Origin of the sequence: Pseudoalteromonas sp. HM-SA03, assembly GCF_002289345.1 — a bacterium.
Lineage (GTDB): Bacteria > Pseudomonadota > Gammaproteobacteria > Enterobacterales > Alteromonadaceae > Pseudoalteromonas.
In genome coordinates, this window is sequence record NZ_NSDG01000019.1 from 1 (window position 1) to 23,766 (window position 23,766).

The window sequence follows — 23,766 nt, forward strand, 5'->3', positions numbered from 1 at the left end:
ATTGAGGTCAGAGCTGTACTTTATAGGCTGAGCGTATTCAGTAGCTAGGTGGGGTTCAGGCGACGCTTACTGAGATTTAAAAATCTCGCGAGGTAAACTCGCTCCTACTACAGCATCAGCACTAAGCAGCGTGGTCGGAGGTGGTTTACCCACCGAGCTGTTGGGCTTCCCATGTGACTCTCTATTTAAAAAATGAGAACATCCTACTTCGTAGCGAACCTGGGCCAAATACGAGGTTGATGAAAAGCGTTCATCCATGAACTTCATCGACATTCGAACATCCATATACTTCAAAACCAGTTTCAGCAATGTGATGGTTTTTTCTGTTTGGGATATAGAAAGTCTCGCGAGGTGGACTCGCTCCCACCATATACAAATTGCTAGGCTTTGAAAAAACTCCAGGCGATAAAACGGCTTGTCTTATTACCTTGTTCCATCTCGATCACTTTTACTTGCTCGGCAGCGACCTGTTTAAGTTGCTGTTTAAGTGGTTTTACGTTGTTTTTATTCGAGATAAGGGAAGTAAACCAGTAAACTTGCTCTTTGAAAATGACGCTCTCAGAGATCATATCCAGTATAAAGCGCTTTTCTCCACCTTCACACCATAACTCTTGAGCTTGGCCACCAAAGTTTAGTGACGCTTGTGGTACTCTGTTTAGGTTTTGCCACTTTCTTTTCGTGCCCTTGTTTGCATCTGCTTCACTGGCATGGAAGGGCGGGTTACACATTGAAAAATGATAAAACTGGTTTGCTTTTATTATTGTTTTAAAGAAGTGATTAGGCTGTTTTTGTTGCACCACCTTTACCGGCAACTTATTTAGCTCCGCGATGGTTTTGGCACATTTCACAGCAATAGGATTGATATCAGATGCAATAAAGCGCCAGTTATACTCTCTTGATCCTAAGATGGGGTAGATCAAATTGGCACCAGTGCCAATATCTACACCTTGCACCTTATCGGGTAAGTTACTTTCATCTAACAGATCTTTTAGCGCATGGATATAGTCTGCTCTGCCTGGAACCGGCGGGCATAAAAATTGTGCGGGGATATCCCAAACTTGTATATCGTAGTCTGATTTAAGCAATGCTTTATTTAACAGTTTTACGGCATCTGGATTAGTGAAGTCGATGCTTTTTATGCCATCAGCTCGTTTGTAAGTAAAACTCTTTAAAGCGGGTTCAATCGCTATAAGCTTGTCTAGATCATAGCCTGAATTATGCTTGTTTCTTGGGTGCACAGGATTCTTCGAATAAATAAAAAGGATTATAACACTTTTAATCGAACGCTTAAGTCTTGAATACTGGCTTTATCTTAGAGGCATATCAACCCTTTTATTTGCTTCGTTTAAGAGTTTACTTATCAATCAGTCAACTGGTACGATGAGGTTAGTGTTAAAAGAATAAAAACAAAGAAATGATAGAGCAAAAATCACTATTAGTAGATATAGCAGATGGACATAAACTCCACCTCAGATATATAGCAAAACCGGATAGTAGCGGCCCCGCTGTGTTTTTTATGCATGGTGCGGTTGAAAATGGCAAAATTTTTTATACTGAAAGTAATAAAGGGCTAGCGCCTTTTTTAGCTGAACACGGCTATCGCTGTTTTGTTGGTGATCTTCGTGGGCGAGGAGAGAGCATACCTAAAATCGACGCTGAAGCGGATTATGGTCAAACTGAATCAATCTTGCACGAAATCCCTGAAATGCTGAATTTTATCGAACGCTATACCGGATCTAGAGCACAATATTGGATTGCGCATTCTTGGGGAGGTGTATTGATGAATTGTGTTTTTGCACGCTTTCCTGAAGAAATTCAGCATGTTAATGCATGTGTTTATTTTGGCTCTAAGCGTAGTTTACATAACAATCACCCGAGCAAATTACTTAAAGCAAACCTGATATGGTTTAACGTTGCGCACTATTATTCGAAAAAGCATGGGTACTTACCTGCGAAGAGACTTGGTTGGGGAAGTGATGATGAGTCTTTAAAATCACATGCTCAAAGCGCTGACTGGGCACAGAAGCACCCATGGGTTGACTCGGATGACGGTTTTAATTATGCCGCGGTATTACAAGACATGACGTTGCCTCCAATCTTGCACATTGCTGGCGTTAAAGATAAAGCTCTGGCACAACCTGTCGATATTCAAGCGTTTATACGTGAATCTGGAAAGGGGATACAAGAACTCAGAATTTATGGAGAAAAGCACGGCCATCGGTACAATTATGGGCACATAGACATGTTAACCCATAAACATGCACGTGATGATCAGTTTAAAGATTTGCTGGCGTGGTTTGATCGCTTTGCGGTTGAGCAATCATTTTCTCAATAAACGCTTCATAGCGCTGCCACTTTTCCAGAGGTTGCGTGCTGATTGGCTTTCTGACCTGCGCCTTACTTAGAGTATGTACCGGCTTTTTAGATTTGTGAAACTCCAAGCATTCTGGTTCGTATTTTTGATATAAAAAGCTCAAGCATTGTTTGATGGCCTTTTCAGGCTCTGCGATAAGTTGTTCATAACTGAGCGTAAAAATATCTCTTTTCATAAACTGGTTAAAATGTGACATCAAGTCGCTTTGCGCTTGCGCATACAAGGCAAATTCACTTAAAGAGCAAAAGTAGGGCTCGCTTTCGGCGAAATGATTACTATAGACTGACCATGCTGTCGCATTGAGGTTGCGTGTCAAATGAATAATTCGTGCCTCAGGGAAGAGCTTGTGGATTAAGCCCAGATTTTGAAAATTAGCTGGAAGTTTATTGATCACCACTTTTTCCGGCATTCGATGCCGCTTTATCTCATCGACATAGAGTATGCGGCAATGATCTAACATAGAGTTACTTAGTTGCTCTAAACAAGCTGGGAACTCTGCATTATTGCGTTTACTGAGGTAAGGGACAATTTTATCGCTGATCACGGTATTCTCGCCTAGTGTACCAACATGTGAATGTTGCACTAGCATTTGTTCTAGGAGAGTCGAGCCTGTTCGCGGCAAACCAACAATAAAAACAGGCGTAAATGTTGTCTTGACCCTATCACTAGGTTTATCAAAAAACGTTTTGCCACAATGCTGTTTGATTGACTCAAAAAATGGCAGCATGTCTACAGTACGAAACTCGCTCATCAGCAGCTGTGTATCATTTGCTAAAGCATAGTTATCTTGAGCTGCGTTGAAGTTACCTAACTGTTCATGACACTTAGCAAGTGCATAGTGGAGCACGGTTTTTAATCTTGGTGCTTCAAACTCATTTTCCAACTTCTCTAAAATCGTTAAGTATGCAGGCAACTCTTTGGCTGAGGACATTTGCACCAGTTCGTATAGCATAAAGGCTGTCACTGTACTATGAGGACAATCTAATCCCGCCTTAAAGACATTTTTAGCTTGTTCAATAAAGCCATAGTCTAGATAAAATTGACCGAGTTGGTAATGGGCTTGGGCATTATGTTTTGCCACGCTTAAGGTGTATTCAAGTACGGTCTTTGCGTCAACCGGTGAACCAACGGCTAAAAATGCATCGGCCAATGCGAAGAGCGGTTCCAGCATTTTTGGTAAATGTTCGCACGCTCTTTTTAAATAGTAGATTGCGTTATCATACTGCTCTAAACGCATGCAGATGCGGCCTAAACCAAATAGAGCTGGGCCGTTGTTAGGTGACTGTTTAAGTACCGACTTGTACATAAACTCAGCTTCTCTAAGCTTATTTTCGGCCAATAATTCGTTGGCTCGCTTTAATAACAACATGTTTGTATTCAAAGTTAACTGCTTTGTTATAGGATAAAAATAAAAAGGCGAAATAGCTAATGCTAGTTCGCCTTTGTTTCTGGGTTACAGTAAAAGTTAGAACGTATAGGTTGCTTTCATATAGTAGAAACCACCGTTAATACCGTATGGTGAAGTTTCGTAGTATTTACCACCCCAATTGTTATTTGGGATACCTGTGGCATCAAAAAAATCTAGCTCTTCAGCATCTTGGTCAAAAATATTGTTTGCACCAACTGATAGACTGATTGAGTCTGTCACAAAGTAGGTTAGCTCTGCATCAAATGTGATTGTCGCGTCCGCTGTTTTTGCCGTTTTATCAAAATCTACGTGAACGCCTTGGTATTCGCCAAAGTAATTCATACGAACAAAACCTGAGAAGTTATCCCATTGCTGAGCCCAAGTTAATGTGCCCCTGTGCTTCGGTAAGTCGTTTTCTAAACGAGATACCTTGAAGTCACCTGTGATAGCAGAGAAGCGGTCTACTTCGGTTTCATTCCAGTTGTATGCTGCACTGAATGTTGCATAACCACCCAGCATATCCATAGAGTAGTTACCAACTAAGTCGATACCTTGAGTCGTTGTATCGAAGTCGTTAGTGAAGAAGCTCACCTGTGCTAAGTTATCAACGTTGGGAACACCCGCCGCCTTAAGGGCTTCTTTGTCAGCATCACTTAAAACGATTTTTTCAGACTGGCTTAGACGGTCAGTTACTTCGATGTTGTAGTAATCTAACGTAATAAATAAGTCTCCAGAACGATATACTGCGCCTAGTGTGTAACTTTCTGACTCTTCAGGAGTTAATTCAGTACCACCAAGCTGCTCTGAAATAGGGTTTGTTGGTGGGAGTAGTGCCGAATCTACCAATACACCACTGCTTAAGTTTGTCTGCACGTTAGACACGTTAGCTTGACCTACCGTTGGCGCACGAAAACCTGTACTGATTGAACCACGAACCGAAAAGTCTTCGGTAACATGATATTGACCTGTAATCTTAAAGTTTGTAGTCGAACCAAAAGTATCGTAATCCTCGAAGCGCAGCGCCCAACCCATCATGAAGTCTTCAGTAAATGGCGTTTCAATATCTACATAAGCTGCATAGTTACGGCGAGTGTATTCACCTGCTGCAGAAGGTTTAAATCCAGGGAAACCATTTGACCCTATCCCAAAGCCTTGCTCAGTCAGCGGCCCTGCAATAAATGACGCTTCGTCACCTGAAAGTACTTCGAATGTTTCTTCATGCCACTCAATGCCTGCAGCAACGTTTACATCGTAAGCTAGGTCAAAATCATAACCTTTTGACACATCGAAATTGAAATTCTTTTCCAGTTGGATGTATTTACCTGGGCTGAAGTCCATTGGCGTATCAGCGCCAAGAGAAGCATTCACAGTATTAGTGATGAAATAACGTGATTCGTTACGGCCGACTGAGCCACTTAAATCCCAAAAAGCACCTTCTAGGAAACCATCTTTAAATTCACCTCTCACACCCATAGTTAAAGATGTATCTGTTATATTACCACCGAAGTTTGGTGTAAATCCTGCTGGAAGGATCTGGTTGAATGCAAAACAGTTGGCAGCATCCAACTGCCCTAATGCTGTTGGATCTGGCAATCCATTGGCTTGAAGTTCAACTACCGGGCAGTCTAATTGTGCATCCAGGCCACCGTTTAACGCACCTACCAACACCGTTGGTGTTGCTGCGTCCCACAATTTTTGCTGTGCTTCATCTGTTGGGCTTCTTCTCATCGGCACACCATTAACGAGCCTGATTGTACCGCCATAAACACCTGGGCGAGTGGTAGGATTACGATAATAGAACCCACCTTTTACGTCCCGTTCTGAGTAGTTACCGAACATGTAAAAGTGGGCATTATCTGTAACGTCTACACCAACATTACCGAAAATACTGATATCGTCTTTGATTTCTGGTGCACCCCAAATTTGTGCAGGATCTGCAACACCTTCTAAGCCAGCCCCCGCAAATGCAGCTGCGTCAGAACGTTGAACACTGCGGCTAGTCGCATCCGCTTCTTTGTATTGAAAGCTCAAGTTAGCAAATCCTTCATCCGTAAATGGCAGGCCTACGTTACCTTCGATAACTGTCGTGTCGCCGTCACCTTCGTAGTATTCACCTTGACGAATAGAGAAAGAGCCCCCTTCGCTCGCGTCTTTAAGTACAAAGTTCATTACACCTGCGATTGCATCTGAACCGTATTGTGCTGCAGCGCCATCACGAAGTACTTCAACTTGTTTTAGTGCGATACTCGGGATCACTGAAATGTCAGGGCCCTGTGCACCGTCGTTAATACCACCACCTAAAAAGGCAATCACCGATGAACGGTGGCGACGCTTACCGTTTAACAAAATCAGCGTACTATCCGCAGGCAATCCGCGTAAGTTTGCTGGCCTTACTAACGTTGCTGCATCACTGATAGGATTCGCGTGTACGTTCAAAGACGGTACAGACCCTTTCAGTAACTCAAGCATGTCAGAACCTGCCGCCTTTGACATATCTTCTGCACCGATGATGTCGATAGGTACCGGTGACTCCCCAACAGAGCGAGGCGCTGCCCGAGAACCAACGACAGCAATCTTTTCAATTTTTTCATCAGCTTGTGTCTGACTGGCTTCTTCAGCTATTGCAGTGGTGGTAAAAAGAGAAGTTGTTGCCGCTGAAGCGAGCGCGAAGCGAATTGCACGACGCAGCGTGTTACTTTTTAGTTTCATCCTGTTTCCCCAGTTGATTGTTGTTGTCATACCAATAAAAAGGTCATTTATATTATTTTTACCTTTAATACACATATAATTTAATTTACTATGTGTTGGCAAGCGCTTTTTTAAAATTAGCAGTGATTTTTTAAACTGCAAATTTCTCAATAACTTTTTGTTTAGGAAAGAAAGAGTTGTAAACTTTTATCAATAAGCGCTTGTAAAAGTAAGGGTTTTGCTTAGTTTAGGTGGTTTTTTGAACAAAGTGCTTTGTCCCTAAACTTTAATGTTGGTTAGGTTGAAGTGTTTACTAAAAAGCAATTATTCGGATTTTGTAGATTAAGCGATGCTAATAGGGTACCTCGCAATGCATATTCATGCTTAGGCTTGTGTTGTAAGGCTTCAAGAGAAGTTATTCCTAATTAGGCGTATTTTCGGCTTATTTCACGGTTTTTAGCAATGAATAAAAAGATTTCGTACCAAAAGATAATAGCTAAACTGAAAAGAACTTTGATAGACTCTGGTTAACACTATCTTTGAGTTTATCAATGAAACTGATCAAAGTTGTCCATAAAGCACCAATGCGCGTTGCTCGGATCAGTAAACGCAGACAGCAAATAAGATTGCGCAGAGCAATGATTGCGCTCAAGTGTGCACTAGAACAAGAGAAACAAGAAACTAAAGAAATGCTTGAGATATACAAGCGATATAGCTTGGGGCGAGCGCAGAAGTCTGAGCTTAAAACAGCAAATGCTCAACTTGTGGATATTCTTAAAGGGCTTGGCCTTGGTGTGTTTGCCGTTCTTCCTTTTGCCCCCATTACCATTCCGATAATCGTAAAGGTCGGTCAATTGGTGGGCGTGGATGTTTTGCCTAGCTCATTCAACTTGAAAAAAAAGCCAACAAAAACCGAGGATAAGTGAATTTTCTTTTTAGCCTTGGTAATCTAAGTACGAACATAATAAATTTGAGGCCTACATGAACAACCTACTCGTTCACTCTGCGAAGGGTACACCCATTTCTATCTTCTCTGCTGCAGAATTAGCGTCATGGCAAGCACTGCAGACAAGTACCACGCAGCTTTTCGTAAAAACCGCACAACTTCAGTCGCAAACAACCATTCTTATTCCGAATGCTGATTCTGCAGAAGTAGAGCGAGTTATTGTTATTGCAGAAGAAGATGATTTTTGGCTATTGGGCGATCTTGCAAAGCAGTTACCAAAAGGCACTTATTTTATTGATATCGCTTCAAAGCAAGTTGAGAGCCACGCTATTGCGTTTTTACTGGGTGCTTATCAATTCTCTACTTATAAAGAATTGCCAGCGATTGTTGCAAAGCTTGCTATCGAAGATGCCAATATATATGCCAAAGTAAAAGCGGCTGTCGAGTCTATTTATCTTGCAAGAGATCTTGTAAACACACCAGCGGCCGACATGATGCCTCAGCACATGGCTGAAGTAATGGAAGAACTCGCCGAGCAATATGGCGCATCATTTGAACAAATCATTGGTGATGAGTTGTTAGAGCAAAACTACCCAACGATCCATATGGTGGGCCGTGCGAGTGACAATGCTCCGCGTTTGCTTGATTTACGTTGGGGTGATGAAAACCACGCAAAACTTACTTTAGTTGGTAAAGGCGTATGTTTTGACTCTGGTGGTCTGGACTTAAAACCAGCGTCTGGGATGCGTAATATGAAAAAAGACATGGGCGGAGCGGCTCATGTTATCGCATTGGCCAATATGATTATGGCGGCAAAACTGCCCGTTAGATTACGCGTACTTATCCCTGCGGTAGAGAATGCGGTTTCTCGCAATGCCTTTAGGCCAGGTGATGTGATCAAAACACGTAAAGGTATTACGGTTGAAATTGATAATACTGATGCTGAAGGGCGCTTGGTTTTATGTGACGCATTGGCAGAAGCGCAAACAGAAGCGCCAGCGCTATTGATAGATTTTGCAACCTTGACCGGTGCGTGTCGCATCGCCCTTGGCACTGAACTTCCTGGTTTTTATTCTACAGATCAAGCGATTGCGTCTGAGCTAATGGAAATTGGTCTGGGTAATGCGGATCCTATTTGGCAACTGCCTTTGTTTGATCAGTATAAGGCGCTGTTCAAGAGCGATACTGCGGACATTGCTAACTGTGGTTCGACGCCGTTTGGTGGCTCAATAACAGCAGCACTATATCTAAAAGAATTTGTTGAGCCAGCCACGACACCTTGGCTACATTTTGATGTGATGGCATGGAACGTAAGAGCGTTACCGGGTAGACCTGTTGGTGGTGAAGCATTGGGTCTTAGAACTATGTTTAGTTATCTTGAGAAAAAGTTTAGCTAATAGTAGAGATTTGAAATCTACAAAAAGCCCAGCTACGTCAGCTGGGCTTTTTGTCTACTTAAAACAACATGATTTCAGGGTAATTATACCAATTTACTTAGTTAAGTGGTCTATTTTGAGGCAAGAAAATCTTGTTGATAGCCCGGCAAAAATTTTGCTATTTAGTTGTTCTGAATGATAAATTTTTAACACAGCTAGCGTCAGATTTAACCCCTCAAATTGAGCAAATATTAAGTCAAATTGGTATTCGTTTTGGATTAATTTTACTGCTTTTCAGGAATGTTTTCTAAGATCCCTTTCATTTGCTGCCAATATAGACCAACGCTTGAAATTTCTACCTTTTCCTCAGGAGAGTGAGGAAATTTGATGGTTGGACCAAAAGAAATCATATCCATGTTCGGGTAAGGTTCTTTGAATAAACCACACTCAAGGCCAGCATGAATAACCATTATATGCGGTTTTTCACCGTAGATTGATTCATACATATCACGGAAAATAGCTAATACTTCTGAGCTTGGATCAGGTTTCCAGCCAGGGTAAGCACCACTGAATTCAATATCAGCTTGTGTCAGCTCTGCCAGTGAATGCAACATACCCTCGACATCACTGCGACCAGAATCAATTAATGAACGGATCAAACATAGGACTTCTAGACTGTTATCTGTAGTAGAAATTACGCCCATATTAAGAGAGGTTTCAACAACGCCTGGAATATCGTCGCTCATGCGTATAACACCATTAGGGCAAGCATTGAGAAGCGCTAATACTTTGCTTTCGGAAGCTTGGCTCATTGGTAATGTGGTACTTGTTGAAGTGCTGAGCGCAAATGTGATCCCGGTTTCTATGGCACATAACTCTTGCTTAATGATGGTTTCATAAGCTTCAATCAGCGTGTGGAACTCACTTATTTGCGTTTCATCAAAACTAATGACAGCGTATGCTTCACGAGGAATAGCATTGCGAAGGGAGCCGCCTCTGACTTCGATAAGTCTTAGATCAAAGCCTGCGATATGATGCTTTAAGAATCTTGCGAGCAATTTATTGGCATTGGCACGGCCGGTGTGAATATCGACGCCAGAGTGTCCGCCGCGTAAGCCTTTTAGAGACAGCTCAAAGATTTGATGGTGTTTAGGTAACGCTTCTCGCGCGAGTTGTAGAGTTAAGGATGCATCTACACCACCTGCGCAACCCATGTAGATTTCACCTTCCTGCTCTGAATCGGTGTTAAGTAGGATTTCACCTTCTAACCAGCCAGATTGCAAACCAAACGCGCCGCTCATGCCTGCTTCTTCATCAACGGTTAGTAACACCTCAAGTGGACCGTGCTTGATATCGTCTGCGTCTAATACGGCTAAACATGAGGCCATGCCGATACCATTGTCTGCACCTAGCGTCGTGCCAGTTGCAGTTACCCAGCCATTATCAACATATGGCTTGATTGGATCGGTAACGAAGTCGTGTGCTGTATCGTCATTTTTTTGTGGCACCATGTCAATGTGCGCTTGCAATACAGCGGGCTTACGATTTTCCATGCCGCTCGTCGCAGGCTTTTTGATGAATACATTACCTGTTTCATCACGACGTACGTCTAAATTTTTGCTTTTAGCCCAGTCAACAATAAAGCTTGCTAGCGCTTCTTCGTGTTTTGAAGGGTGGGGAATAGCACAAATTTGGTCAAAAAACTTCCAAATTGCTTGTGGTTCTAATTGACTGATCTCGGTATGCGCTTTGAGCACAGTAAACTCCTTGGATGAGAGATAATAATATTGCAATATTACCACCCACCCAAGGGCAAGATCGAGCAATTAACCCTAACTCGGGAGAATAGGTTAGTTATTGAGCTTGACTTGCGGCTACTGCTGGTGCGATCAATTCAAGGCCTGTTTTATCGCAATCAGGTAAACGTGCATCCGACAACGCAATTGGGGTCGTTCTTTCTCCCCATTTCAAATAGCTGGCAGCCCAGGTTAATCCTGCGCCAAATGCCGCTGACATAATATTAGCGTGTGGCTTAATAAGACCACTTTCAACGGCTTCACACAGTGCAATTGCAATTGTTGCAGCTGAGGTATTACCATACTTGTCGATATTAACCATGACTTTATCATCTGCAATTTCCAAGCGATTTTGGATAGCTTGAATGATACGAAGATTAGCTTGATGCGGGATAAGTACATCTATGTCTTCTAGTGATAGCTGTGCTTGGTTGAGCACATCATCACATGCTTCACTCATGCCTTTTACGGCACGCTTGAAGATTTCACGTCCCTCAAAAGAAAGGTCAGAAGGTCCGGTGCCTGCACAGCGGTCCATATCAGTACCATAGTTTGGAATGTGTAATATACTTCTATCTGTGCTATCACAGCCAGTTTTGGTGCCTAATAGCCCGGTTGGTTCGTCACTTGCTTCAAGCACGACAGCACCCGCACCGTCGCCAAATAATACTGCGCTATCACGCTTTGCCCAGTTTACATACCAAGTCATACGCTCAGCTGCAACAACGACGGCTCTTTTAATCATACCAGCTTGGATCTGTGCGGTGGCATTTTGTAATGCATACAAAAATCCCGAGCAGGCCGCATTGGTATCACATGCTGCAGCACCAATAGCGCCAATATTTTTTTGTACTAAAGAAGCTGTATTTGCCACCATAGTTGACGGTGTACAGGTGGCAAGCAGAACAAGATCGATATCTTTACCTTCAAGCCCTGCACATGCCAAAGCGTGTTGACTGGCCACCGTTGCAAGTTCAGCAGTGCTCACATGGCTAACGCGTCTGGATTTGATCCCTGTTCTTGTGCTTATCCATTCATCATTGGTGTCAACGATAGTGCTAATTTCATCATTACTGATGCTCGCTGGTGGAATACACTTTCCCCAGCCTGTGATTTTTGCATAAACCATAGTGTCTCTTTATCTAATCCGACCAGTTGGCCAATTTTTTATTTATACCAAATCCTTCACGGTATTGCCATAAAAGCGTCGCAGAGGTTCGTATTAGCGCGATATAACTGACCTCGATCACACCTATTTTTGGTAGATTAGGTATAATTCTTTTATCTTAGCTTAGCTTCTTAGATTTTCATGAAAATTGCGTTCTCTCCCAATTCTGCATTGGGCCAACTGTTGCTGTTGCGGTCAGTGGCAATCGTTATCCAAATTGTGATGCTAGCGATAGCGGCTGTTGTTTTTGGTAAACAATTTGATTTTGTTGCGGTGGTTGGGGTGGTGGCTGCGGAATCGGTATTTCAGTTATTAAGTATCTACGCCTACCGTAACACAAAAGAAGCCGCGCCTATTGGTATGACAATGCAATTGTTGGCGGACATTTTGTTTCTTACGATTTTGTTGGACCTGACGGGCGGAGCGACCAATGCATTTGTGTCCTTGTTGGTATTGCCAACGGTTATTGCAGCAGTAACTATTCCAACTATCAACATGTTGATAGTGTCAGCTGGGGCAATTGGGGCTTATCTCTATCTTTATATAAAAATGTCTCATGAACATGTCCACCATATGGACATGAGCACTCACTTGCTTGGGATGTTAGTTAACTTTACTTTCACTATTATCGTTGTTGTTACCGTCGTAAGTATATTGGTAAAGCAAAATCGAAAAAAAGAGCGGGCAATTGCCACGTTACGAGAGCAGCAATTACAGCAAGAGCAATTAATTGCGTTAGGTAGCGCGGCCGCCCAAGCTACGCATCAGCTTGCTACGCCAATTGCACATTTGGCGCTATTACACGAAGAGTTGGAGGAGTCGTACCCAAAAGAGCCATGTGTTCAAGAAATGTCAGAACCCCTTGGGAAATGTAAGGAGCAGCTTAATGTCTTTAGAGAATTCACTGAGTATCTAAAGTCAGCGTCTAAACAAATGATAACTGTAAAGCATCTTGCTGAGCAGTTAAGAGAATTAACGAATTTACAATTTCCACAGCAGCATTTTCGATTCGATATCACTAATGTTCAGGGGGCGCTGTGCGATGATCCTATGTTGATACCTTCGATTTTAAACCTTATTAGCAACGGTGTGCGAGCAAATGAGCAAGCAAAACAGACTGACATCGATGTTATATTTATCTCAGCGCTGACTGAACATGTGATCATCATACTTGATAGAGGTGAAGGAATTGCAGAAGAAAGGCTAGCGCAGCTGGGGCACAATGTAGTGAATAGTGAATCAGGACTTGGCATGGCAGTACTGCTTAGTCATGCGACAATTGAACGGCTTGGTGGACATCTGCTTATTGAAAGCGATCTTACTTATGGCACTAAATGTACAGTTAAACTACCAAGGGTGAGTGATGAAGTTACTGCTTGTTGAAGATGACGTGCCTTATGCACAGACCTTAATACGGCGCTTAGAAAAACAAGGTTTTAGTGTTGAGCATGTTACTTCTATTGAAGATATACAGGTGGCTTGTAAACAAGAGGTTTTCGGCTACATATTATTGGATATGAAACTTGGCGAGGCCAACTCAATAAACTTCATAACACAAATCAAGCATCTCAATGCAAATGCTCGAATTGTATTACTAACGGGTTATGCAAGTATTGCAACAGCGGTTGAAGCGATAAAGTTAGGCGCTGACGACTACTTAACTAAACCTGCAACTACCGGCTTGATAGTTCAAACACTGTTGGGAGAGAAAGTTCAAGAAGTCGTGGAAGAAGTCATGTCGCCAGAGCGGCTCGAGTGGGAACATATTCAGCAAGTTCTAAAGGCAAATGAAGGTAATATCTCTAAAACTGCGCGGCAACTTAATATGCACAGAAGAACGCTGCAGAGGAAATTACAAAAGAAACCTGTTTATAAGTAGGTTTTCACTTATACTCATTATTAAATAAAATGAAATATGCTGAGTTAGTCGATGATACTTTCATTTGAAGCATTAAACCTTTGGGCAATTATTCTCGCCGCTTTGTCTTCCTTTATGCTAGGTGGTATTTGGTATTCGCCTATGCTGTTTCAAAAAACATGGATGGAGGGGTGTGGACTGACGGAGCTTGACTTACAAACGAGCGATCCCAAGATGACTTTTGGCGTCGCATTTCTGTTGTCTTTGCTATCCTCAGTGTTTATGGCGGTGATGCTTGATCTATCGCTCTCTTTGCTAGCGGCCACCGGAGTTGGGCTTGGTGTGGGAGTTTTTTTCGTCGCCTGTTCATTAGGAATAAGCTATATCTTTGAGCAGCGCCCGATGAAACTGTTTTTAGTCAACGGTGGCTATCATGTGTTACAGTTTACGCTCATTGCATTTGTACTCAGGATCATGAGTTAACTCGGTATGGCAAAACCCAATAAAAAAGGCCCTGTTAGAACCGTCGATATTTATTGTTCTAGATGCCGTCTGCAGCTATTTAAGTACCGTAAGGGAGGCAAGGGCAGCCTAGTTAAATGTTTTAAAGAACGGATCACCCAAGACTTTACCACCAACCAAATAAACTGTCCTAATTGTGAGCAAGAATTTGCCCGCGATACATTGGTGAGAGGTGCGCCAGCATTGAAAATAATCGGTGGCAAGGTCACCTTCAAGTAGCGATTACTTTAATTCTTATTGCTCACCTTTTGTTGTTATCAGACAAATGTCCTGTCTTGAATTTTCCAGTTTGTTACTATCTCGCTGTTTGGCTTTGCTGTTTCAATGAATGAAAATGACCCTTCCCATGGAACTGGGCCAGCCTATTGGGTCTTGCAAAATGGAAAAAACATGATCGATTTAATGTTCGATATCATCGGTATGACAGGCACTTTCTTGGTTGTTGGTGCATTCTTTATGCTACAGCTGGAAAAGGCATCTCCCGATAGTTTAACGTATAACTTAATGAATTTAAGTGGTGCGATCCTACTACTGATTAGTCTTTGTTATAACTTTAACCTTGCAAGCTTTGTGATAGAGCTATTTTGGATCGCAGCGTCTTTAATTGGTTTATTTAAATATTTCAAAGCGAGAAAATTGGCATCTGCTTAGGGTCTAAAAGAAAAGGCTAATCAAAAACTTGCGTAGTGGCTAGGAGCAAGTATTATTAAGTTAATCATATGCTGCTACGTAGGTTAGAGTAATCTAACACTACGAGTGAAGTGTGGGAACATAGAGCTCGTATAATATGAAAAACTTAAGCGCTTTAATTAAAGTCACGCCATTATTAATCCCTTTTGCGGTAGTCGCTGAACCAGAAGCTACGGACTCCGACATTTATCAGCTGTCATTTGAAGAGCTGTTAAATGTAAATGTCTCTATCGCAACCAAAACCGACGAAACGAGAGCGTCGGTCCCCTCAAGTATTACTGTTTTTAACTCAGAACAAATACATAGTCTAGGTGTCGACAATGTTTATGATTTAATGAACTTTGTACCTGGCTTTCAATCTACTCGAGGCGATTGGGTAGGGGCTGTGCCAAAAGAGCATACCCGTGGTGTGTATTTGGATACTGGACATGTGTTAGTGATGATTGACGGCCAAAGGCTGAATGAGTCCTCATTTGGTAAAGCATCGGTTTACACACCCTATATTCCTATTGAGATTATCAATAAAGTTGAGTTTATCCGAGGCCCGGGCTCCGCGCTTTATGGTAGCAATGCCTTTCTTGGTGTGATGAATATTATTACCAAAAAACGTAGTAACCAGCTTTCTGTTGGCTATGGTGAACATGGCAATGCGCAAGCAGCATTGAATCTTTCAAGGCAAGTGTCGGACGAAACGCGGCTCTATGCCAATGTAGCATTTAATAAACGCTCAGGGGATAGCTATTTTGGAGGCGCTGTAAAAGACCCATTAGAATCACTTTTTGTTGTATTTGGAGGTAGTCACCAAGCGTTAACATGGCAAATAAGGTTTAACCGTACTCAACTTGATGAGTTTTTAAATCTTTCCCGTTATTCTCCTAAAAACGAGCATAAAAGTGAGAACTATGCAGCAACACTCGAATATCATTGGCAAGCTACTGAGCAACTTGAGTTAACGCATAAGTTAAGCTTTATTGAGCATAATATCGAAAGTGCAGGGCTTATCGTTACAGCAGCAGAAATAGGTATCATGGAAGGAGGGGACTTTTTAGTTGGCCCAGCTTGGCAATCTAGAGATTTAACTTATAACCTAGATGGTGGTTATAAACAAAATGACCGCTTACAGTGGAACTTTGGCGTTGAGCTATCAAAAGAAGAACAAAGTAAAGCTGGCGTTAGAACCTCATATTATGATCAAAGCGCCGGTGATATCATCATTTATAACCACACTTATTTAGGTGGTATTCAAACCATATCTGATTACGCCCCTTTTTATCCGTTGCGACAAGACTTTGATTCCTATGCCGGGTACGTTCAAGCAAAGTATCGATTTAGTGAGCAACTGAGTGTGTTTGCAGGAGCGCGATATGACGAAGTGAAAGACATAGATGATAAGTTATCGCCTAGGCTCGCATTCGTTTATGGTTACGATGAGGTAAACACTTTTAAGTTGCAATATGGAGAGTCCTTTCGCACCCCAGTGAGCAATGAACTTAACTCAAACGATGATGTAACATCGGGTAATCCAAACTTAACGTCAGAATATGTAAAAACGACGGAGCTTGTTTGGCACTATCAAGATGAGTCTAAGCAATTTGATGTGGTGTTATTTGATAACGAGCTCGAAGATTTTATTAATTTAGTTCCAGTCAATAATGAGCAAGCTGAATTTACCTTTGATAATACCTTCGAAACGAGCATGCAAGGTCTAGAAATTAATAGTAATTTCAACTTGAATGATTCAACATGGATACAAGGTGCCTACACACAACTATTTGATGAACCATTAAACGGTAGCTTTAAAAAGTTTGCGGCTTTGGCGTTTACGCACAAAGTAAATGATTTTGAAATTACGTTCAATGCAATATGGAGAGACAAAACTCAGGTCCCCGTTTTCGAAGGTGCTGACATTGAGCCTTTTTCACAAGATAGTTACTATTTATTAGGTGCAACGTTTGCTTGGCAGTGGCGGGAGGATGCTGTATTACAGATAAAAGTAGAAAACTTAACCGATAAAAAATATGATGTTTTTGATCCAAGGATGACAGATGGAAGAGTGCCTCAGGAGGGACGAAATTTACGCTTGCAGATTAAGAAATCATTCTAAATCGTCCTTGTGTGAATAAAATAGAAAAGGATGTTGTGTGAACATAAATACTGGATTAATTAACCAGCTAAGCGCACAGGTAAAAAAGCAGAGAACCGCTCAACGGCCTTTTTTAGTTGGCGTCAGTGGAGTTCAAGGAGTTGGTAAATCAACCTTAAGCCAACAGTTATCTGAGCGACTTCAGCAAGATGGTATATCGTGCGAGAGTGTGTCGCTGGACGATTTTTACTTAGACCCTCAAGAGCGAGCTCAATTAGCAGAGCAATATCATCCCCTGTTTAAACAAAGAGGCTTGCCCGGCACCCATGACCTCGCGCTACTTGATACGATATTAACGCAATTTAGAGCTAGGAAAGCGTTCTTTCTGCCCGTTTTTGAGAAATCCATAGACAAAAAATTACCGCAATCTCAGTGGCGACAAGTTGAAGCAGAACTGTCGGTGTTAATTCTGGAAGGCTGGTGTATTGGTATTGGTGCGCAGCCAGAATCATTGTTGACTCAACCGATCAATGCATATGAGCAGCAGCATGATACTGACGCATTGTTTCGAAAGACAGTGAATCAATTTTTAAAGCAATACTACCAACCGCGATTCGCGCAAATAGACTATCTTATTTATCTTAACGGAATGGATTTTGAACGGGTTTTCCGCTGGCGTCTGCAGCAAGAGCATCAGCTTATCAAAACTCGAGGTCAAGGAATGAGCGATGAGCAAGTTAAGCAATTTATTCAACCATTTCATCGATTATCTGAGTGGGGAATGCAATCCTTGGCCAATGTAGCAGATACCGAGATATGCTTAGGTGAGGCAAGGGAAGTGGTTAATGTAAAACACAGCTCCGCTGACTAGGTTTTATTGTAGGTTTGAATAATCAAACCTATCCCTCTTAAGTAACCTGTTATAAGAGTTGGCCCTTTTCTTTTGCTATGCTTCGGATAGCACCGCATCGACTTCAGTCTCTACTAACCATTCAGGGTCAATAAAACCCTTTACCTCCACAAATGTACAAGCCGGACGTTGAGTCGAAAACAACTCTCCATGAGCTTTGGCCGCTTGCTCCCACTCTTTGATATTCGTGAGCATAATCCTCGTACGGATAACATCTTCAATATTGCCACCCGCTTCTTCAATCGCCTTTAATGAAATCTCCAAGCAAAATTTCGTTTGCTCATACACATTTCCAGCAAATACCGTTTGACCATTGTGTATAGGAGCAGTGCCTGCTACCGCTATATTTTTACCTATACGACTCGCACGAGAGAACCCAATTGGCTCCTCCAAATATGAACCTGAACTTATCAACTTCCGCATATGCTTTCCTTTGAGCTATAACGCACACATAAGGCGCTAAGTAATGTTTGGCTAAAATGTGAAGCGGAACCATAGCAAGCGTTGCATGCCCCGCAGCTTGATATACACAACTAATTGTAAAATGCCATAACTAGTTGCAAAATGGCGAAGACAAATATTGATACTATCATCACTCTATCTTTGCGATGAAAACTTTGGATAAGAGGATCTTTTTGTTTTGATAAAAATCCATTTTTCATTGATTCTTCAAGGTTTATAAAGGATGCCGTTGTAATATTCATTCCCATTTTGTTTTCACACAATTTATTCCATTCATCTGGATAAACATTTTGTACGTGTGTTTTTATTTTTTTTAAATGGAAAGTTCGGAAAAACAAACATGATAGCGCTACAAAAAAAGGTAAATAGATGAAGGCAGACATAATGAGCACTCCTTTACGTTTAACATTCTAGTATTTATGCGACACGCAGTTTGCTTTGCATAATCACTTATTGGACTGAGCCGCTAGTCGCTTGGTGTGTCAAAGTTGGTATTACTTATGCGATGGGAATTTGCTTTTTAGCGGCACTAACCAAATCAGTTGGCTTGAAAAGCTAACCTATTATTTAAGCGGTCCCTTCATTGCTCAGCATTTATTATGCTTCTATTACACCTAAATTTAGCCAGATAAGCAATGACATTATTTGCACAGAGCGCGGTATAGCCTGAACAATTAAGCAGGTTAACTAATTGATTTTACGCAGCAAGCTTTGTAGTTTACTTATTTTCTCTGCTTTGACCTCCGCGGCATCCGCGAGTTAACTTATATTGCGCAGAGAGATGTGAAAAAGTATAGCGGGGCTACGAGCGGGCATAGAAACTCATTACGAGGACAATAAAGCCAATACTCCGAAGTGTTAAAGGTGGTTGTCACTTGCTCTGGTGTTTGAAGACTAGCTAAAAAAGAATATTTTTGTCTGTTATAGGGAGCACTCTGTAGCTATAGAAACCGTATGGCATTGTATTGAGGAACCTGTATTCGCGCTAGCTACAATCAGCTAAACCCAGTAGTAAAAGCTGTTTGGCCAAACAAGCACTACTACAGCGCTGCAAGTAACTGAGCTGCAGTAGTGTTTGATATTTTAGGCTGCTAGGTCTTCAACGCCAACGATTAGCCAAGGTGCTTCACCTGTCATTTTTCGCTCTAAGTGCCATATTTCGTGGATAGGTTCTTCTTGCATGTCGCCTAGGTCACGATATTTGCCAGTAAACTTAATGCTAACTTCCCAAACGTCAGGGTGTGTATCTGCACGGACTAACTCAGCGTCAACAAACATCACTTCAGTGTTAACGTCGCCTTGCTGCTCTCGTTCACGTTTGAACTCTTCAACCAACTCTGGGCTTAAGTATTCAGAAACTGTCGAAAAGTCATTGTTATTCCAAGCGGTTTGGATGGTTTGATAATGCTGTCTTGCGCCTTGTAAAAAGCCGTTGATATCAAAATCTCTAGGCAAATTCATAGGCACGCTACTTGCGCCAAAACCACCGCCAATTGGTCCTTGGCTTTGAAACTGCTGTGGTGGTGGCGTATTGTTGTAGCCACCCATAGGCGGAGCGCCGGCATAACTTGGCTGCTGTTTTCTTGCAAGCATGCCCTTAACCAATTTGAAAATTAAAAAGGCAGCAGCGGCAAGCAAAATCATTTCAAGGAATTGAAATCCTTCAAAATCATCGCCAAGCATTGCGGCAATTAGACCACCAGCTAATAATCCGCCGAGTACTCCGGCCATAATGCCTTTTTTACTCGATTTAGGCTTTGTTGTAGATTTTGCATTTAATGCTTGTGTATCAGTTTGCTGCTTTTGCTGAGTTGTTTGCGTTTGATGCGTTTTTCCTGAGCTCTTACTACCAAACTTCTTTCTCGCTTCAGCATTAAAACTGGCTGTAAATAAAAAAGAAACAAGGGAAAGTAACACAATGAAATGTTTCATAAAGTTCCTATATACCAAAATAACTGCCGCCATTGTAAAGAACTAACATGGCTATTTAAATAGGTATGTACCTCAATTAAATTTGTATTTTGAGAGGTTTAGTAAGGATATTGAGACACCGCCCCAAAGAGTGGGGCGGTGGCGTTATAACCAGCGTAGTGAGCTTGTCACTTCTGATTGGAAGGTTTCAATCGGCGTGCCTCGGTTTGCCACCAATATGGTGTTGGCTTTACCATCATGAGCAATTAAGCCCTCAAAGCGGCTATCACCAAAACTATCTTTGCCGTCAATCGTACTTTGTTGACCTGCTGGCACGACAAAAACCGTGAGTGGACCAAACTCGGATTGCATAACCAAGTGAAGGCTTTTTTGGCCTTTAAAATTACAAAATGTCGCGTAAACCACTTTACCCGGCAAGTTGTCGAACTTACCCCCAAACATCGCGAGCTTCTCGTTCACGGTTTGCAGTGACACTGTTTCTTGCTTTTGCAGTGCATTTTCTTCGTAATAGACATGAGCAAGCGCATGTTCACCGGTATTGACAGGGTGTCCAAAACCACCAAAGTAAAAGACCACGGCGGCAAAAAATACACTGGCTGCAATTGCAAATGGTGCGGTAGCGCGTCTAAACCAAGACATTTTCACTACTTTGTGTTCTTCCGTTTCAAGCTCCTTTTGCTTTGCAATTATCTTGTCAGCCAACCCCTCAGGCACATCAATATCGAGTGATTTTCCCAAGAAATCGTCGAAAGCTTGCATTTCTTCGACCAGTGCTTGCAACTCAGGTTGCTGCTCGGCCTGTTTCTTGACCTCTTCATCATGAGGATCAGCAACGAGGCGGCGTCGAAATTCGAGTTCATCCATCAGTTTGATACCCCCTTTATTGGTTCATATTCAGTCGTTAAAGCGTCTTTTAGCTGGTTGCGAGCACGGTATAACCTTGTCATCACCGTGTTTTTATTCAGCTCAAGTATATCGGCGATTTCATCCCCAGAACATCCCATCACCACTTGCAGTAGCAGTGGTTCACGATATTCTGGTGCTAAGTTGGCTATTTGTCGTTGCACAACGGTTTGCTCCATTGTATCGTCCAAAGCCGAACTGGTATCGTCGACCAGCGTATCTTGTTCAACCTCCGCATAGTCAAATTGCTTGCGCTCAAAACGACGTGCATTCTCTCGTCTTAAAATAGTTAATAACCAAGGCTTTGCTGCATTTTCATCTTGTAATGAATCGAGTGCGCGCCAAGCCCGCAAAAAAGTTTCTTGTACTAAGTCTTCTGCTATTGTCGGATCACCAGACAACCAATAAGCGAACTTATATAGCTCTTTGTGGTACATCCGAACCAGTGACTCGTAGTGATGTTGTTTACTGGCCATATTTATGAGACCTATCTTTTTGCAGGTTTATTTCAACAAAAACTCATTTTATTTTAGTTGATTTTGGAAGTGTATCTTCACACCAAGCATAATTGATCTGTTAATTATTTACTAACAAATCTAGTTCATCTTGTAATAAAAAAGCGCCCTGAGGCGCTTATTGGTATAGATTGCCTAAATTTTGGCTTATATTTGTGTGAACAGTGCTTTTTACACTGGTTTTAATTTCACCATATAGTTGAGTTAAGTCTACTGACTCGCTATTGCTTCCATACAACGAGCTTTGCAGCGTTTGTACTTGTGCTCGCAATGAGCTGGGTTGAAGTGCTAGCCATTGTGTCATGGTGATATTTTGTTGTTTGGTGTAGCGCAGTAGCGCTTGATAAAAGCCTGCAGGATTATCTTGCTTAACCGCTTCTTCAAACGAAATAAAAGGTGCTGGATTTTCATCAGTGACCGTATTTACTGTTGGGTTTGTGGCTGCTTTTGCTCTTAGACGCCATATTAGTAACGTTACTAACCATAATGCGTATCCAAAAGCGGCGAGTCCCCACATCCACAGCGGGATAACTTGCTCTGTGATCACGTTAGTTTGCGTAGCCGTTGATGGATTTACGCTTGGGGTTGAAAGCGACTGCTGGATTGGAGCGGTCTGTGGTATGACTGGCTGATTTGGATCAGGAGTCACACTGACAGACTTACTTGGTAATGTCGCAAATTCTTCACGTTTAGTGATGGTGTTAAACCAAGGTAGTTTTACTTCGGGCAGAGTAAAATCACCTGTAAGTTGCGGTAGGTAAGCAAAAGAAATGCTTAACTGTGAGATGACTTTCCCATCTCGGGTAATTTGTTTGCGCTCTGACGCGTCTGGATAAATTCTAAACCCATTAATGTCTTCAAGCTGAATGTCAGGAAGCTGCTCTTTAGTAACACCTACTGCAGTGAGTGTTAGTGTTCGCGTGATGGGCGTCCCAACCATAAACTCGGTATCTTTGGGCTGCCATTCTTCAGAAAAGTTCAAATATTCACTGGGTAGCCAGTTATCAGCAGCGTTAGCTGGGATTGGAGATACTGAAAAGTCAATGGTATTGCCAACCGCAGAAGTCGCCATTCTACGATAGCCATCTCTGATCTGGCCGTTGAAGATCGGCGGCTCTATGCTGAAGTCACCACTTTTTTGTGGTTGGATCATATATTCGCGAGTGAGCACCATGTAGCGTCGGCCGTCAATAACTTCGTATTCTTCATTGGCTTTACCCAATTGTGTGAAATTAGCACCATCTGAGATTGGGGCACTCAGTTGACCATCTAGGAGTTCTTTTCCTACATAGAGCTTAACGGTATAAAGCGCAGCCTGTTGAACATAGAGATTTTTTGTCTTGAGTTCGGTTTTTACGAATATATCTTCACTTTGCTGCTCATCATCACGAGCAACAACTTTGATTTCAATCGGCTGGGTCGTTTCACCATCTACCTCTAACGCGGGAATGGTGTAAGTACCCGGGGTGCGAGCAACGAGCTGCATTTGCCAGGTGGTAGAGCTTGAAACGCTACCATTAATGATACTGGTTCTAGAGCTGGTATTCACGGGGCTGGTGATAAAGTCGTTACTAAGCACAGAAACATCAGGAATAGTACCTTTGACTTTGCCTTCAGCGATAATCGACAACGTGAAGTATTCACCTGCGAGCACTGGGTTTTTGTCTACGCTGGCTGTGAGATTTTCCAATGCCAACGAGGCGTGGCTTAATATCAACAAAGACAGAAAAAATAGAATGCGTTTTACCATGATTTTTCAGCTCCCCTTGGTAGGCGTCTTTGTTTGCGTTGTTGTGCTTCTAGTTGCATTTTATTTCTCAATAATATGGCCGGATCATCAGGTACTTTTCTAAGAAGTTGATTAAGCTGTTGCGCTTTCTCAATTTCTTCAGGAGTAAGTGGTCGACTATCTTGCATCACTGCTGCCTGTGCCTTTTCTTCATCCTGCGGTGATTGCTTGGGATCGGGCGTAGGTGCGGCTTGTGCTTGCTGTTGTTTTTGCTCTTGAGTTTGTTCCTCGGCTGCTTGCTGGTCTTGGCGGGCAGCATCTAGCTCTGGTTCGTTGTTGTTTTGTTCTGACTCACTTCCTGCTTGTGAATTCTGTTGGTCTTGCTGACCTTGTTGGTCTTGCTGAC

The 23,766-nt window shown here is 42.2% G+C and carries 21 protein-coding genes and 1 pseudogene; 10 read left to right on the forward strand and 12 right to left on the reverse strand.

The annotated features are described in order from the left end of the window. Positions 1-380: 380 nt before the first annotated feature. Positions 381-1,238 carry a 23S rRNA (adenine(1618)-N(6))-methyltransferase RlmF gene (gene rlmF, locus CKO50_RS03150; protein WP_095726969.1) on the reverse strand — a complete coding sequence of 286 codons (858 nt, stop codon included), beginning with the start codon at positions 1,236-1,238 and terminating at the stop codon, positions 381-383. 176 nt (positions 1,239-1,414) lie between these two features. On the opposite strand from rlmF, the gene CKO50_RS03155 reads away from it, so the two are divergent. Next, positions 1,415-2,335: an alpha/beta fold hydrolase gene (locus CKO50_RS03155; protein ID WP_095726970.1), complete on the forward strand. Its 921-nt coding sequence runs from the start codon at positions 1,415-1,417 to the stop codon at positions 2,333-2,335. Here CKO50_RS03155 and CKO50_RS03160 read toward each other — a convergent pair. Beyond that, complete coding sequence (locus CKO50_RS03160) at positions 2,277-3,743, reverse strand: sulfotransferase (RefSeq protein WP_095726971.1); 1,467 nt, start codon at positions 3,741-3,743, stop codon at positions 2,277-2,279. The genes CKO50_RS03155 and CKO50_RS03160 overlap by 59 nt on opposite strands. 96 nt (positions 3,744-3,839) lie before the next feature. After that, positions 3,840-6,491, reverse strand: coding sequence for a TonB-dependent siderophore receptor (locus tag CKO50_RS03165; RefSeq protein WP_095726972.1), 2,652 nt, complete (start codon positions 6,489-6,491; stop codon positions 3,840-3,842). Positions 6,492-7,021: 530 nt separating this feature from the next. Between CKO50_RS03165 and CKO50_RS03175 the strand changes: the two genes are divergently transcribed. After that, positions 7,022-7,396, forward strand: coding sequence for a hypothetical protein (locus CKO50_RS03175; protein WP_095726973.1), 375 nt, complete (start codon positions 7,022-7,024; stop codon positions 7,394-7,396). 55 nt (positions 7,397-7,451) lie between these two features. Continuing rightward, on the forward strand, positions 7,452-8,813 hold the full coding sequence (locus tag CKO50_RS03180) for a M17 family metallopeptidase (protein WP_095726974.1): 1,362 nt from the start codon (positions 7,452-7,454) through the stop codon (positions 8,811-8,813). A gap of 263 nt (positions 8,814-9,076) precedes the next feature. Here the strand turns inward: CKO50_RS03180 and CKO50_RS03185 are convergent, their stop codons facing one another. After that, positions 9,077-10,549, reverse strand: coding sequence for an aminoacyl-histidine dipeptidase (locus tag CKO50_RS03185; protein WP_095726975.1), 1,473 nt, complete (start codon positions 10,547-10,549; stop codon positions 9,077-9,079). A 97-nt stretch (positions 10,550-10,646) separates the two neighbouring features. Continuing rightward, positions 10,647-11,717: a ketoacyl-ACP synthase III gene (locus CKO50_RS03190; protein ID WP_095726976.1), complete on the reverse strand. Its 1,071-nt coding sequence runs from the start codon at positions 11,715-11,717 to the stop codon at positions 10,647-10,649. A 180-nt stretch (positions 11,718-11,897) separates the two neighbouring features. On the opposite strand from CKO50_RS03190, the gene CKO50_RS03195 reads away from it, so the two are divergent. The 7 genes from CKO50_RS03195 to CKO50_RS03225 all read left to right on the forward strand — a co-directional run bounded on the left by CKO50_RS03195 (position 11,898) and on the right by CKO50_RS03225 (position 17,780). Further along, positions 11,898-13,139, forward strand: coding sequence for an ATP-binding protein (locus CKO50_RS03195; protein ID WP_095726977.1), 1,242 nt, complete (start codon positions 11,898-11,900; stop codon positions 13,137-13,139). Next, complete coding sequence (locus CKO50_RS03200; protein WP_095726978.1) at positions 13,120-13,635, forward strand: response regulator transcription factor; 516 nt, start codon at positions 13,120-13,122, stop codon at positions 13,633-13,635. Before CKO50_RS03195 ends, CKO50_RS03200 begins: the two co-directional genes overlap by 20 nt. A gap of 51 nt (positions 13,636-13,686) precedes the next feature. Then, positions 13,687-14,097, forward strand: coding sequence for a DUF1761 domain-containing protein (locus CKO50_RS03205; RefSeq protein WP_095726979.1), 411 nt, complete (start codon positions 13,687-13,689; stop codon positions 14,095-14,097). 6 nt (positions 14,098-14,103) lie between these two features. Further along, positions 14,104-14,355 carry a hypothetical protein gene (locus CKO50_RS24415; RefSeq protein WP_095726980.1) on the forward strand — a complete coding sequence of 84 codons (252 nt, stop codon included), beginning with the start codon at positions 14,104-14,106 and terminating at the stop codon, positions 14,353-14,355. 171 nt (positions 14,356-14,526) lie between these two features. Further along, positions 14,527-14,787 (forward strand): hypothetical protein, encoded by a 261-nt coding sequence (locus CKO50_RS03215; protein WP_010379248.1) that lies wholly within the window; start codon positions 14,527-14,529, stop codon positions 14,785-14,787. Positions 14,788-14,923: 136 nt separating this feature from the next. Continuing rightward, entirely contained in the window at positions 14,924-16,930 is a 2,007-nt protein-coding gene (locus tag CKO50_RS03220; RefSeq protein ID WP_095726981.1) for a TonB-dependent siderophore receptor, read from the forward strand. A 37-nt stretch (positions 16,931-16,967) separates the two neighbouring features. Next, positions 16,968-17,780 carry a kinase gene (locus tag CKO50_RS03225; RefSeq protein ID WP_255229300.1) on the forward strand — a complete coding sequence of 271 codons (813 nt, stop codon included), beginning with the start codon at positions 16,968-16,970 and terminating at the stop codon, positions 17,778-17,780. A 75-nt stretch (positions 17,781-17,855) separates the two neighbouring features. On the opposite strand, the gene CKO50_RS03230 is transcribed toward CKO50_RS03225, so the two are convergent. The 7 genes and pseudogenes from CKO50_RS03230 to CKO50_RS24420 all read right to left on the reverse strand — a co-directional run. Further along, positions 17,856-18,242, reverse strand: a complete 387-nt coding sequence (locus tag CKO50_RS03230) for a RidA family protein (RefSeq protein WP_095726982.1) — start codon at positions 18,240-18,242, stop codon at positions 17,856-17,858. Positions 18,243-18,352: 110 nt separating this feature from the next. After that, positions 18,353-18,664 carry a hypothetical protein gene (locus CKO50_RS03235; RefSeq protein ID WP_095726983.1) on the reverse strand — a complete coding sequence of 104 codons (312 nt, stop codon included), beginning with the start codon at positions 18,662-18,664 and terminating at the stop codon, positions 18,353-18,355. 700 nt (positions 18,665-19,364) lie between these two features. Further along, positions 19,365-20,213 carry a Tim44 domain-containing protein gene (locus CKO50_RS03240; protein WP_095726984.1) on the reverse strand — a complete coding sequence of 283 codons (849 nt, stop codon included), beginning with the start codon at positions 20,211-20,213 and terminating at the stop codon, positions 19,365-19,367. Positions 20,214-20,357: 144 nt separating this feature from the next. Next, positions 20,358-21,077 carry a DUF3379 family protein gene (locus CKO50_RS03245; RefSeq protein ID WP_095726985.1) on the reverse strand — a complete coding sequence of 240 codons (720 nt, stop codon included), beginning with the start codon at positions 21,075-21,077 and terminating at the stop codon, positions 20,358-20,360. Next, positions 21,077-21,592, reverse strand: a complete 516-nt coding sequence (locus CKO50_RS03250; RefSeq protein ID WP_095726986.1) for a sigma-70 family RNA polymerase sigma factor — start codon at positions 21,590-21,592, stop codon at positions 21,077-21,079. Before CKO50_RS03250 ends, CKO50_RS03245 begins: the two co-directional genes overlap by 1 nt. A gap of 157 nt (positions 21,593-21,749) precedes the next feature. Then, complete coding sequence (locus CKO50_RS03255) at positions 21,750-23,381, reverse strand: BatD family protein (protein WP_095726987.1); 1,632 nt, start codon at positions 23,379-23,381, stop codon at positions 21,750-21,752. Continuing rightward, a pseudogene (locus CKO50_RS24420) lies at positions 23,375-23,766 on the reverse strand (hypothetical protein); the annotation flags it as partial. The pseudogene CKO50_RS24420 and the gene CKO50_RS03255, both read right to left, overlap by 7 nt.

Bases quoted from the DNA above. Each gene is read 5' to 3' on its own strand.
- CKO50_RS03155 (WP_095726970.1), top strand. From the start codon at position 1,415: ATGATAGAGCAAAAATCACTATTAGTAGATATAGCAGATGGACATAAA.
- CKO50_RS03160 (WP_095726971.1), bottom strand. From the start codon at position 3,743: ATGTTGTTATTAAAGCGAGCCAACGAATTATTGGCCGAAAATAAGCTT.
- CKO50_RS03165 (WP_095726972.1), bottom strand. From the start codon at position 6,491: ATGAAACTAAAAAGTAACACGCTGCGTCGTGCAATTCGCTTCGCGCTC.
- CKO50_RS03175 (WP_095726973.1), top strand. From the start codon at position 7,022: ATGAAACTGATCAAAGTTGTCCATAAAGCACCAATGCGCGTTGCTCGG.
- CKO50_RS03180 (WP_095726974.1), top strand. From the start codon at position 7,452: ATGAACAACCTACTCGTTCACTCTGCGAAGGGTACACCCATTTCTATC.
- CKO50_RS03190 (WP_095726976.1), bottom strand. From the start codon at position 11,717: ATGGTTTATGCAAAAATCACAGGCTGGGGAAAGTGTATTCCACCAGCG.
- CKO50_RS03195 (WP_095726977.1), top strand. From the start codon at position 11,898: ATGAAAATTGCGTTCTCTCCCAATTCTGCATTGGGCCAACTGTTGCTG.
- CKO50_RS03200 (WP_095726978.1), top strand. From the start codon at position 13,120: ATGAAGTTACTGCTTGTTGAAGATGACGTGCCTTATGCACAGACCTTA.
- CKO50_RS03205 (WP_095726979.1), top strand. From the start codon at position 13,687: ATGATACTTTCATTTGAAGCATTAAACCTTTGGGCAATTATTCTCGCC.
- CKO50_RS24415 (WP_095726980.1), top strand. From the start codon at position 14,104: ATGGCAAAACCCAATAAAAAAGGCCCTGTTAGAACCGTCGATATTTAT.
- CKO50_RS03215 (WP_010379248.1), top strand. From the start codon at position 14,527: ATGATCGATTTAATGTTCGATATCATCGGTATGACAGGCACTTTCTTG.
- CKO50_RS03220 (WP_095726981.1), top strand. From the start codon at position 14,924: ATGAAAAACTTAAGCGCTTTAATTAAAGTCACGCCATTATTAATCCCT.
- CKO50_RS03230 (WP_095726982.1), bottom strand. From the start codon at position 18,242: ATGCGGAAGTTGATAAGTTCAGGTTCATATTTGGAGGAGCCAATTGGG.
- CKO50_RS03235 (WP_095726983.1), bottom strand. From the start codon at position 18,664: ATGTCTGCCTTCATCTATTTACCTTTTTTTGTAGCGCTATCATGTTTG.
- CKO50_RS03240 (WP_095726984.1), bottom strand. From the start codon at position 20,213: ATGAAACATTTCATTGTGTTACTTTCCCTTGTTTCTTTTTTATTTACA.
- CKO50_RS03245 (WP_095726985.1), bottom strand. From the start codon at position 21,077: ATGGATGAACTCGAATTTCGACGCCGCCTCGTTGCTGATCCTCATGAT.
- CKO50_RS03250 (WP_095726986.1), bottom strand. From the start codon at position 21,592: ATGGCCAGTAAACAACATCACTACGAGTCACTGGTTCGGATGTACCAC.
- CKO50_RS03255 (WP_095726987.1), bottom strand. From the start codon at position 23,381: ATGGTAAAACGCATTCTATTTTTTCTGTCTTTGTTGATATTAAGCCAC.